The sequence below is a fragment of the Streptomyces sp. MGP-BFMKR1 genome (assembly GCF_057766585.1).
Genome location: NZ_CM173408.1, coordinates 4703228 through 4715096 on the forward strand (window position 1 = coordinate 4703228; position 11869 = coordinate 4715096).

General features: G+C 74.1%; 8 protein-coding genes. 1 reads left to right on the forward strand and 7 read right to left on the reverse strand.

Annotation, left to right across the window (positions count from 1 at the left end):
* Positions 1 to 1008: 1008 nt before the first annotated feature.
* Positions 1009 to 1440, forward strand: coding sequence for a hypothetical protein (locus AC3CHW_RS18290; protein WP_488467161.1), 432 nt, complete (start codon positions 1009 to 1011; stop codon positions 1438 to 1440).
* Here AC3CHW_RS18290 and AC3CHW_RS18295 read toward each other — a convergent pair.
* The 7 genes from AC3CHW_RS18295 to AC3CHW_RS18325 form a co-directional block, all read right to left on the reverse strand.
* Positions 1382 to 3172, reverse strand: a complete 1791-nt coding sequence (locus AC3CHW_RS18295; protein WP_488467162.1) for a hypothetical protein — start codon at positions 3170 to 3172, stop codon at positions 1382 to 1384. The two genes, AC3CHW_RS18290 and AC3CHW_RS18295, sit on opposite strands and share 59 nt — an antisense overlap.
* 199 nt (positions 3173 to 3371) lie before the next feature.
* Positions 3372 to 4745 carry an MFS transporter gene (locus tag AC3CHW_RS18300; protein ID WP_488467163.1) on the reverse strand — a complete coding sequence of 458 codons (1374 nt, stop codon included), beginning with the start codon at positions 4743 to 4745 and terminating at the stop codon, positions 3372 to 3374.
* A gap of 5 nt (positions 4746 to 4750) precedes the next feature.
* Positions 4751 to 5320 carry a GNAT family N-acetyltransferase gene (locus tag AC3CHW_RS18305; protein ID WP_488467164.1) on the reverse strand — a complete coding sequence of 190 codons (570 nt, stop codon included), beginning with the start codon at positions 5318 to 5320 and terminating at the stop codon, positions 4751 to 4753.
* Positions 5321 to 6571 (reverse strand): type III PLP-dependent enzyme, encoded by a 1251-nt coding sequence (locus tag AC3CHW_RS18310; RefSeq protein WP_488467165.1) that lies wholly within the window; start codon positions 6569 to 6571, stop codon positions 5321 to 5323. It abuts the gene before it with no gap.
* Positions 6572 to 6589: 18 nt separating this feature from the next.
* Complete coding sequence (locus tag AC3CHW_RS18315; RefSeq protein ID WP_488467166.1) at positions 6590 to 7900, reverse strand: DUF6271 family protein; 1311 nt, start codon at positions 7898 to 7900, stop codon at positions 6590 to 6592.
* Positions 7901 to 7914: 14 nt separating this feature from the next.
* Complete coding sequence (locus AC3CHW_RS18320) at positions 7915 to 8946, reverse strand: phytanoyl-CoA dioxygenase family protein (RefSeq protein ID WP_488467167.1); 1032 nt, start codon at positions 8944 to 8946, stop codon at positions 7915 to 7917.
* A gap of 1038 nt (positions 8947 to 9984) precedes the next feature.
* Entirely contained in the window at positions 9985 to 11499 is a 1515-nt protein-coding gene (locus tag AC3CHW_RS18325; RefSeq protein ID WP_488467168.1) for a glycoside hydrolase family 3 protein, read from the reverse strand.
* Positions 11500 to 11869 lie beyond the last annotated feature (370 nt).

Here is an 11869-nt window from a genome sequence, read left to right on the forward strand (position 1 = left end):
CGTGTCGATGAGACTGTGAGGGGCATAGCTTGTGAGGCATTTCGGCGCTACGGATGGACAGCTAGGTGATCGGTTGTAAGTATGGGCAGTGCCTTATCAGAGGAAGCATCCCACGGGCTTAGCTGGCGAGTTGGATGTTTCCTGCTTTCGACGAGAAGAGGAAACTGGAAACACGCTCCAGCTTGCAGGCGTCGACCGCGCTCTGGGGGAGTAGATGAGCAGGGAAAGGGCCGTCCCCCCGATAATCTCCTGGAGAGCTTCGTCGGGCAGTGCAACGAGGGCTGGAGTGCCCGAGGCTCCGTTCCCCCTCGACCGCGGTGTGCCCGCCCTTCACGCGGCGGCCAATGACGCATGGGGCGGCCCGTGATGGTGGCCAGTGGCCTCTGGCGCCATCGGTAGCCTCCGGCCCGTAGGGGCTACCGACGCGGTGCTATTCGGGGGCGCTGACGTGCGCGCGGGAGGCGGCTGACGATCACCCGGCCAGGACCCTCGTGTGGATGTCCGTAACGACCTTGCGGGCCGAAGTCAGTGCCCCGTGCTGCCAGGCAATGGGGTGGCTGAGCCAGTCCCCGGCGAAGTAGGCGTGCCCTGCCGGTTGGTTTAGCGTCCGGTACTCCGGCCTGGTCTGCGAGGGCGAGCCGGCCAGCCGTCTCCGATGAACGGGGTGCGGTGCCAGGCAACGCTGAATGAGGAGGCGAGCGCGGTGCGGTATGTCTCGCCGTGAATCTTCACGCCCTGGCTCACCGCCCGCTGCTCTCGATCGGCGTGGAAAGCTTGCCGTACGCCTCGGCTGCTTCGAACGCGTTGTAGTAGCTGTGACGGTTCCACGGCTTCCTTGACAGCCGTGCGAGGGGTGCCAGATGGTGAACAGGTCGTTGTCAGTCGGAGTGACACCGCCGTAGATGAGTTCGTCTGTCTCCCACTAGCGACTGCGGTACTCCAGACCAATCTTTCCGGCCGCTCCTGGCTGAGCGCGCCGCCGGGCACCTGTTGGGCGAGGCGTCGTGCGTGGAGATGCAGGGGCTGCTGCGGCTGAACCGGTGGTCGTACGAGGCGGCGTACGAGCACTTCGTGCGGGCGGAGCGCGTCTACCGGCGCGTCGGGCCCGAGCAGGAGGGCGCCGGCGACCTGGGGCGTGCGCTCGCGCTGGTCGCGCGGCACCAGGGGCGGGCGTTGCGCGGGATGGGGCGACTGGCGGAGTCGCGGGTCAGGTTGGAGCGGGCGCGGGACTTCTTCGCGGGTGGGAGCGGGGCCGAGCGCGAGCCCTACAACGAGGCCCGTGCCCTGACCGATCTCGCCGAGACGTTGCTCGACGGGGGTGACACGGGCGCCGCGCTGGCGGCGGTCGACGAGGCCGAGCGCCTCCTGACGCCCCAGCGCGCTACCCCCCACCTCCGCTACCTCGACCAGTTGCGTCGCCGCTGTCAGGCGGTGGCGTGACCGGGGGCTCTCCCGCCGAGTAGGGCCGTGCCGGGCGTACCCGTACCGGGTGCACGCCGCCGGCCGTGTGCACCCGGAGCGTGGCGCCGTCCGGCGGCAGCGTGCCGCCGGTGGTCAGCCAGGCGTGGAGGGCCGAGGCGTACGCGGCCGGGTCGGCGTCGGCGTCCGGGGTTGCCGTGAGGGTGAGTAGGCCGTGGGTGCGGGTGCGGGCCACGCAGTGGTGGGGGCCGGTCGCGTAGCCGGCGAGGGTGGCGTGGGGGTGGCGGGCCAGCACCTCCGCGGTCCACGCGGCGGGGCCGCCGAGGCGGGGGTCGTCCGGGGGGTCGTCGCGCACGATGACGTCGGCCAGGGCCAGGTCGCTCGGGTCGCGGGTGTCCTCGTGGACGGCCAGGTGGGCGGTGAGCTGTGCGGCGCCGGCCGCGTACGGGTGGTCCGTGGAGCGTTCGATGCCGATGTCGGTGCCGCGCACGCGGGTGCGCACGCGCAGTGGCGCGGTGCGGTGGGGTGGGTCGTACGGCGGCAGGGGCAGCGGTTCGAGGAGGGCGGGGGTGGCGGGTTCGGGGAGGTCGAGCAGGGCGTAGAAGTGCCGGCGCAGCAGGGTGGCCGACGCGCCCGGTGCCGAGGTGGTGAACTCGGCCGGGCCCGGGAGTGGGTGGTGCTCGGCGAGCAGGCGTTCCAGTGCGGGGCGCAGGGGGGCGGCGGGGTCGAGCCGGGGCGCCTGGCGTACGAAGTCGGCGAGCGGGGCCTCGGGGTCCAAGCGCCGTTGGTCGTGGGCGGCCAGGAGGACGGGGGTGCCGAGGGCCGCGGCGTAGTAGCTGACCGCTCCGAAGTCGCCGATGACCGCGTCGGCCGCCAGCAGGGCCTGCCGCCAACCGTGTACGGGGTCGATCAGCGCGAGCCCGCCGCGCCGGGCCCGGTCCAGCCAGACGCGTATCTGCCCGGGGCCGTGGCCGTGCCAGATGTTGGGGTGCAGCACGGCGGCCAGCCGGTAGTCGTCGGCCGGCAGTTCGGCGGCGATCCGGGGCAGCAGGCCGGGCAGCGGGTCCTGGCCGCCGCCGTCGCCGAAGAAGCCCTCCGGGTTCCAGGTGGAGTTCAGGACGACGAGCCGTTGGCCACGGCGTACGCCCAGCGCGCGCCGGTAGCGCTCGCGGTGTGGGCGGGCGGCCAGCATCCGGTCGAAGGCGGGGTCGCCGGCGATGACCGCCGCCTTCTCGGCCTCGGGGCAGGCCCGGCGCAGCCGTTCCCGCTGCTCCGGATGGGAGAGTACGAGGCCGTCGACGTACGGCTCGCCGTCGGCCAGCAGCCATTCGGGCGAGAGGCCGAACGTGGGCTCCGTGCCCGTGTGGTCGGCCGTGGCGAGTCTCTTCGTGTAGCCGACGCCGTGTGAGAGCACCGTCAACTTGGCGTCGAGTAGCGGCAGTTGGCCGCCGAAGCTGGCGGAGATGGCGAGGTCCACGGGGGTGGCCAGGGCCTGGTGCCAGGGCAGGACGGGGAGGGCGAGGTCGGCGAAGAGGTCGGTGAGGCCGCCCTGGAACGCGGAGGAGCCGGTGGTGGTGACGAGGAGTTGGACGCGGAAGTCGTCGTGGAACAGGGGCAGTACGTCGAGCAGCCGGCCGGCCGAGGTGACGTTGTGGGCCACCAGGAGGACCCGGCGCAGGGGCGAGCGGGTGGTCCAGCGGTGGGCGTCGGCGCCGACCGGGACGCGTAGGGCCGCGGGGTCGGGTGACTGCACGTGTCACCTCCCGTCGGCCTGTCGGCTGCCGCGCGTTCTCGCCCGGTGGGTCACCCTAACCAGGCGATCGGCGCGGCGACGAGACGGGCCCGCTCGCCCTCCCCGGGCCGTCTTGCCTCCGGGCCGGCCTGCCTTCGGGCCCGCCCGCCTCCGGGCGCGTGCGCGGGGGCGGGCGGGAAGGGGTGAGGTGCGTTCGGGGCTAGGAGGCCGCGGGCTCGACGGGTTCGGCGGCGGCTGGTTCGGCGGGGGCGGCGGGGGTGGAGGCGGTGGGCTTGCGGGTGTCCTGGGCCGTGGCGGTCCAGCGGATGCGGGTGGCGCAGGCGGCGACCAAGACGGCCGAGGCCGCGACCGCGCCCATGCCCCAGGTCATGCTGCTGCCCTGGGCGATGAAGCCGATGACCGGCGGGCCGGCCAGCAGGCCCGTGGTGCCCATGGCGGCGACCAGGGCGAGCGCGTCGGAGCCCTGGCGGGCGGCGGCGACGTACACGCACGGGGTGACCGCGGCGATGCCGAGGCCCATGCAGGCGAAGCCGAGCAGCGCGGGGACGACGCCGCCGGCCAGCAGGGCCAGGGCGAGGCCGGTGCCGGCCAGGACGCTGCCGACGCGGACGACGCGGCCGTCGCCCCAGCGGGCGCGCCAGCCGTCGGCGAAGAGTCGGGCCGCCACCATCATCACCGAGACGACGGCGATGCCCAGCGGGGCGACCTTGGCCGAGGCGCCGGCGACCTCCTCCAGGTACAGGGCCGACCAGTCGTTCATGGCGCCCTCGGTGACGGTGCCGAAGACCATGGCGCCGCCCATCCACAGCGTGGCCGTGGCCGGCAGGCTGAGCCGGCGGCGCGGCGTGTCGGGCTCGTCGGCGTCGGGCGTCGCGCCCGTGGCCGGGGAGTCGGCGGTCGAGCCGGTGTCGCCCTCGACCGCCGGGACGGCCGGGCCCGCGTTCCCGGCCTGTTCGGCGGCGTCCCCGGCCTGTTCCGCAGTGCCCCCGGCCTGTTCGGCCGGGCCCTCGTCGGGGAGCAGGTGGGAGCGGGTGGCGACGACGAGCAGGGCGATGATCGCGGCGGCGGCGCCGAAGTGCGCGGCGACGGAGTCGGTCAGCGCGTTCATGCCGGACGCCAGGAGGGCGGCGAAGAGCGAGCCGGCGCTGAAGACGGCGTGCAGCTTGGCCATGGCCGTGCGGTCGTGGCGGGCTTCGAGGGCCGCGCCCTGGGCGTTCATGGCGACGTTCAGGCAGCCGACGGCGAGGCCGTCGAGGCACATCACGGCCAGCGCCAGCGGGTAGTTGGGTGCCGCGGCGAGGCCGAGCAGGACCGCGCCGAGGAACAGGCCCGAGACGACGGCCAGCCGCCGCGAGCCCAGGCGCCGGGTCAAGACGGCCACCAGCGGGAAGGAGATCGCGGCGCCGACACCCGCCGCCATCAGCAGCAGTCCGACCTCGGCCTTGCTCAGGTCCAGGTCGGACTTGAGCGCCGGCAGCCGCGCGGCCCAGGTCGCGTACTGGAAGCCCAGGACGCAGAACAGCGCCGCGATCGCCAGCAGCCGCCGGCGGAAATCGTCGCGAACACCCAACATGTGCATCAGCCCACTTCGTCGGTCACGGGTGTCCCGGGGCGCGCGTCGCCGGCGCGTCCGGGGGTCGGGGGGCGCCCCGGCACCGGCGCGGACATGTAGACGGCGTCCGCGCCGTAGCTGTCGGGGAGCGGCACCTCGGGGTGCGGGCGGTACCCGTGCCCCGCCCAGAACGGCGCGCTGCCCGCGACGGCGACCAGGGAGATCTGTTCGTGCCCCGCGCCCCGCGCAGCCGCCGTCAGGTGCCGCAGCAGCCGCCGGGCCAGGCCCGCCCCGCGGTGCTCCGGGGCGACGACCAGGTCGTGCAGGTGGAGGTTGCGGGTGGGGACGGCGGCGGTCACCGTCTCCGCGTGGGACAGGTCGGGGCTGTGGAAGGGCGGGTAGGGCAGCGCGAGCAGGTAGCCCACGAGGTCGCCGGCGCGGTCCAGGACGGTGCAGGTGGCGGGCGAGACCCGGGCCCGCGAGCGCAGCGCGGCCTCGCCCTCGGAGAGCCCGAGCCCGGCGTAGGTGCGCTCCTCGAGGGCGGCCAGGGCGGGCCAGTCGGCGTCGGCGACGGGGCGGATGCGGACGTCGTTCACCTACGCCACCTCGCCCAGCGCCACCGGGGCCGCCAGCGGTGGGGCCGCCGGGTGAGGGGCGCCGCGGCCGGCGCGGTCGCCGTCGATCCAGGTGTAGGGCAGCGGGCTGAAACCGTTGAAGCCCTGGGTGGTGTAGCTGGTGGCGTACGCGCCGCAGGAGGCGATCCACACCGGGTCGCCGGAGGCGAGGCCGGCCGGGACGTGGACGGGGGCGCCGGCCGGGTCGTACGCGTCGTCGCTGTCGCAGGTGGGCCCGGCGATGACGGCGGGCACGCGCGGGGCGTCCTCGGGGTGGCTGGGGAAGAGCAGCGGGTACTGCAACCCGTCCATCTCGTACAGGCCGTTGAACTTGCCGCAGCTCAGGTAGAGCCAGTGCGCGCGGTCGCCGCCCCGTTGCTCGCGGGCGGTCAGGCGGGCGACGTGGGCGCGGATGGCACCGTTGTCGGCCACCAGGTGGCGGCCCGGTTCGATGAGGAAGTCCAGCGGTCCGCCGGCGACGGTGCGCAACTGGTGCATGCCCTCGCGGATGACGGCGAAGATCTTGTCCAGGGGCGGGTCGAGCGGGTTGCCGCCACGGTCGGTGCCGTGCGGCGCGGGCAGCCCGCCGCCGAGGTTGACGTGGTCGATGTGGATGCCGCGCCGGGCCAGTACGGTCACCACGCCGGCCACCCGGTCGATGGCGCCCCGCCATGCCTCGGCGGTCATCTGCTGGGAGCCGACGTGGAAGGAGAGGCCGGCGGGGGTGAGGCCGGCGGTCCGGGCGGCCTCCATGACGCGTACGGCGTCCGACGGCGTGCAGCCGAACTTGCGGCTCAGGCCCCACAGGGCGCCCGCGCCGTCGGTGGCCAGCCGGCAGAAGACCCGGGCGCCGGGCGCGTGCCGGGCGATGGCCCGTACGTCCTCGACGCTGTCGGTGGCGAAGTCGCGCACGCCCAGCCGGTGGGCTTCGGCGATGTGCCGGTCGGACTTGATGGTGTTGCCGAAGTGGAGGGCGTCCAGCGGCGCGCCGGCGCGCAGGGCCTGCGCGATCTCGGCGGGGCTGGCCGCGTCGAAGCCGGCGCCCTGCTGGACGAGGCGGGTGAGCACCTCGTCCACGGGGCACGCCTTCATGGCGAAGCGGACGCGGACGCCGGGCAGTTCGCGCAGCAGGGTCGCGTGGCGGCGCGCCACGCCGGCCAGGTCGTAGATGATCTGGTCCTCGGTCGCAGCCGCCAGGGCGGCGCGCAGGGGTGCGGTGACGTTGACGTACATGTGGATGGCCCCGGGGGTCTACCGGTCGAGCGGGTGGATGCGCGTGGCCTGGCTCGCCCGCACCAGGGGTCGCCACGCGTCGATGAGCCGTGCGAAGTCCTCCATGTCGTGGCGGGCCTCGTCCAGCAACTGCTGGCGGCGCGGCGCGAGGGACTGCGCGAAGGTGGCGTACCGGCCGCCGAGCGTGCGGTACGAGCGCTCCAGGACGTCGAGCCGTTCCTCGTTCTCGGTCACCGGCAGGCGGGTGCTGTCCCAGACCAGCTCGCTGACGCGCTCCGCGCGCACCTGGTGTGCGTCGTCCAGCAGGGCGGGCCCGGCCTCGGCCATGGCCGCGTAGACGGCGTTGAGGTAGAGCATGGAGAGGAAGAACTTGGTGAAGCGCAGTTGGTAGGCCATGAAGCCGGCGTCGGTGCGCCGCTCCGTGGTGTAGAAGTTCACGATGTGCCGGTTGTGCAGGACGCCGGGCAGGGCCGCGTCGTGCACCAGGTGCATCAGGAAGTAGTCGCTGCCGATGGTGTTGGTCGCCGGTGGCAGCGGCACCCGCTCGTGCACCTGCTGGAAGCTGATGTTGCACATGTCCAGGCGCATCGGGTCCACGAGGGTCAGCAGCGCGTGGTCGCCGGTGAAGGGGGCGGTGCCGGCGCCGGTGAACGACTCGTCGGCCAGCTCCCGCTTCTGCTCCGCGCTCCAGTCGGCGGGCGCCCACAGGCCGACGACGTCGCGGTAGACGTCCTCGTCGAGCTGCCGGATCTCGCTGATGTCCACGGACAGTTCGCCCACGAACGACGCGCCGACCAGCACCACGGGCTTGTCCAGGTGCGCCGCGTCGAGGTCGGTCGCGTCCACCCGGGGCGCGGCGTCGCGGGCCCGTTCGCCGAGCGAGGTCAGCTCGTGGTGGACGGGGTAGACGGGCTCGCCGGCCAGCTCCTGGTACGAGCTGTCGGAGTCCCGGCGGTGGACGGACGAGCAGCCGAGGGATGCGGCGATGAGGAAGGCCCGGTTGGTGCAGGCGCCGTAGGAGACGTCGGCGGGCAGCATGAGGTCGAGCATCAGCTCGGGCTTGGGCAGCCCGGCGCGTGCGATCGCCGCGCGCAGGAAGGCGCGTTGGGCGTCCTCGTCGAGGTGGTGCGTGACGACCCCGGGCGCGGGGCGTACGGCGGCCAGCGCGGCGGCGTGCTCCGCGCGGGCGCCTGGCGCGGCGGAGTCCAGGACGAGGACGTGTACCTCGACGGGGAAGTGCCGCGCCGCGTAGGCGGCCTCGGCGCAGATGGCCGTGACCATGGGCGCGGAGGGCCGGTTGGTCGGGAGGGTCAGGCAGATGGCGCGCATTCCGTCTCTCCGGTTCACCGCTCGGTCGCTATGCCGTTCCAGGACGTGCGGCCGAGCAGCCGTTCGCCGAGGTCGGTGAGGTCGGCCGTCGGGTAGCGCAGCGACTCGTGCCGGGTGGCGTCGCCGACCAGGGTTTTGTTCCAGGTGGGCGTGGACAGGTGGCGCCAGGAGTCGACGCGCGAGGTGCGCAGCTCGTGGTGCTCTTCCAGGGCGGGCATCATCGACAGGTACTGCACCGACCGCACGCCCCGCTCGGAGGTGTTGGGCGCGACGCCGTGCGCCAGCATCCCGTTCCAGATCAACAGGTCGCCGGCGCCCAACTCGGGACGTACGACGGGGAATTCGGCCCGGTCGACGCCCGGGCGGACCGGGTCGCGGTCGGCGGGCTGGTCGAGCTTCCAGCGGTCGAAGCGGCGGAAGAGTTCGGGCGAGCACTGGAAGCCGCCGAGTTCGGGCTGGGTGTCGTGGAGCGCGATGATGCCCTGTACGCGCTGCGGCAGCACGCTGCGGGTGGAGTCGACGTCCCAGTGCAGCTCGATGTCGAAGCCCTCGTCGGTGGGCTCGATCAGGGAGCGGGAGCGGTTGCCGCGGTTGGGTGGGTTGAGGTTGAGCCGGTCGAGCGTCACCCACAGCTCCTCGCAGTCCCACACGTCCACGAACGCGTCGTAGACCCGCTGGCTCTGCCGGCTGTCCCAGATGAGCTGGTGGTGGTACGCCTCGACGAAGCCGTAGATGTACAGGTCGCGTTCGAGGTCCGTACGGAAGGTGCGCTCGGTGTACCAGGTGTCGGGGCGGTCGGGGTCGAGCCCCTGGAACTCCCAGGCGAAGTCGAGCAGCTTGCTCGCGGCGGCGGCCGGGATGGCCTCCTTGACCACGACGTAGCCGTACGTCTGCCAGAAGGCGAGGTCTTCCTTGGACAGCACGCGCAGTGGCAACGACTTGTCGATGTCCTTGAGCGGGGTCTGCGCGAGGTAGGTGTCGCCGTCCGCGCTGAAGTAGGGCCGGTCCGATGCGGCTCGGTACAGATATCCGTCGGGCGTGGGCATGCGAGGTCTCCTGGGCGTGCTGGTGCTGGGAGGGTCTGCCGCACCCTCGGGGTTCGGGCCCGGCGGCGCCGCGGGGTGGGCGGGAACGTCGTTGTTCGCCGCACTGGCGCCGGCGTCGGCGCGTCGCCCGCCGTGGTGTGGTGCGGTCGGCGGGCCCGGTCCTCCCGGGTGTGTGCCCCCGTCCCGTCGCGCCCGGTGGGCGCGGGGGCGGGGAGGGTGGTTGCGGGGGGCGCGGGCGGGCGTTTCCACGACGGAGCGCGGTGCGGGAGCGTCCTCGGCGGCTGCCGTGTCGCGCGCGGGTTCGTCGGGGGCGATGGCGGGACGAGAAGAAGGAGAGCCATCGCCCGCGGCTCGTGGCGGCGGAGTGCGGCGGGTGGGTCATGGCCGCCATCCGGCGTCGCGGGGGCCGCGGTGAACTCGCGGGAAGGGGGCACTCGGCAGTGGTCAGGGCGCCGGGTGCGGGCCGCGCACACCGGTCGTGGAGGTGGTGGTTCGCCGTGGCGCCAGAGCCGGGTCTCCTTACCTCGTCGTACTCGGTGTCCGGCCCGGGTCGTGGCGTGACCCGCGGCGGACGTGGTGGTTCCGGTCGGCCGGCGCTGGGAGGCGGCGTGGAGCCAGGTCGGCTCGCCCACCGTGCCGAACGCGCTTTCCCCAAGATGGACTAGACCAACTTTGGGTGTCAACCCCCATTTCACGCGCCCCACATGACGACACGACAGGTCGCTCGTCACGGTCGCCTCAACCGTCACCCGACCGGTCACGCGGCACACCGAACCGGTCGCGTCGCGGGCGCTACGGGGCGACGTGCGGGCGCGACGGGGCGACACGCGGGCGGGTCGCGGGGGCGCGGGCGCGCGAGGGCGCGCGGGGGCGTACGTGGGGAAGCGGTCCCGGCCGGGCGTCGGCGGGGCGTGCCGGCACGCGGGACGTACGGGGCGGGGGCGTCGCGGCGCGCGGCCGGGCCGGGCCGGGTCGGGCCGGGTCGGCGGGAGGGTGTGGGGCTGCGGGGCGACCCTCGGGGAGGTCGCCCCGCGCGGCTCAGGCGGCGCCGGTGAGCACCTCGGCCACCGCGATCCCGGAGACCCGGGTGGCGCCGTAGGTGGTCAGGTGGACGGCGCCGAGCGGGGCGTCGACGGGCACGCCCATCTCGACCACCAGGGCGTCCGGGCGCCGGCTGACCAGGCCGGCCAGGGCCTGCGACATCCAGCGGTGGCGGGCGGCGTCGCGGACGACGATGACCAGCTCCCGGCCGTTGGCCGGGGCGAGCACGGTGCGGTCGAGGAGGTCGCCGGCGTCCGTCAGTTCGGCCTCGGTCAGCCGGACCGACGTGGTCTCCGGGCGCAGGGCGCGCAGCGGGTCGGCCACGCCCCAGGGGGTGCGGCCGTCTATCGCCAGGTTCATGGTCGGCGACAGCTCGACCACGTGCGGGGCGCCGGCCAGCGGGAGTTCGGCGCCGGTGCCGGGTCGGCGGCTCACGCGCACCGCGCGCCGGGCGGCGACCAGGCCGATGTCGGACTCGTCGGTCGCGGTGTCGGCCTGCCGGGCGAGGTCGGCCGACCAGGCGGCGAACTTCTGCACCCGGTCGGCGGCGTCGGCCAGCCGCTCCTCGGACAGCGTGCCGTCCACGACGGCGTCCACCAGCGCCTGGGCGAGGTCGACGGTGGTGGACTCCTCGGCGCTCTCGCCGCCCACGCACACGGCGTCCGCGCCGGCGGCGACCGCCTTGACGGTGGCGCCCGCGATGCCGTACGTGCCGGAGACCGCGCCCATCTCGATGCCGTCGGTCACCACCAGGCCGGTGAAGCCGAGTTGGTCGCGCAGCACGCCGTTGATGATGGTCGGGCTCAGCGTCGCGGGCAGTTCGGGGTCGTAGGCCGGGATGAGCATGTGCGCGGTCATCATGGTGCGCACGCCGGCCTCCATGGCCGCGGTGAACGGCGGCAGCGCGACGCGCGTGATGGTCTCCGCGTCGGCGGTGAAGATCGGCAGGCCGTGGTGCGAGTCGACGTTGGTGTCGCCGTGGCCGGGGAAGTGCTTGGCGCAGGCGGCCACGCCCGCGCTCTGCAGGCCGCGCACCCAGGCGGCGGTGTGCCGGGCGACGAGGTCGGTCTCGGCGCCGAAGGAGCGCACGCCGATGACGGGGTTCATCGGGTTGGAGTTGACGTCGGCGCTCGGCGCGTAGTCGAGGGAGACGCCGATGGCGCGCAGCGCGCGGCCGATGTCGCGGGCCACCTGCTCGGTGAGGTCGGGGTCGTCGATGGCGCCGAGCGCGAGGTTGCCGGGCCAGGAGGCGCCGGTGCGTACGTCGAGCCGAGTGACGTCGCCGGCCTCCTCGTCGATGGCGACGATGAGTTCGGGGTTCTCCTCGCGCAGCGCCGAGGTCAGGGCGGCGACCTGCTCGGGGGTCTCGATGTTGCGCCCGAACAGCACGACGGAGCCGAGCCCGTCGGCGATGCGGCGGCGCACCCAGTCAGGAGCGGTGGTGCCGACGAAGCCCGGTTGAAGGACGGAGTTGGCCAACCTGATGAGTTCCGGGTGGCTGCCACGTGCCATGAGGGGACCTCCGAGGTGCGGGTGTGGGCCGACGGATCGGACGGCCGGGCGACTTGGAGCAGACCAGCCGGATATTGGCCTGTACCAATCCGGGATGTCAAGGAACGGGTGTGCCGGGGTTTGCCGGGAAATGGGAGGTCAGCGTGGGGGTTGACGCCCCGAGGTGCCCGCGGGGCGCGGTGGGCCATCCACCGAGCGTGCCCCGGGGCGCCGCCGGCGCGCTGGTGGCTGACAGGAGGCGCCCGCGGGGCGGGTTGCGAGGGGCCCTGCCAGCGTGACGTACGCACCCCGTGGGCGGCCACCTGGCGGTCCGCGTCCGCGCGGACGCGCGACGGCGCGGCCTCGCGTCGCGGCGGTCCCAACCCCCGTC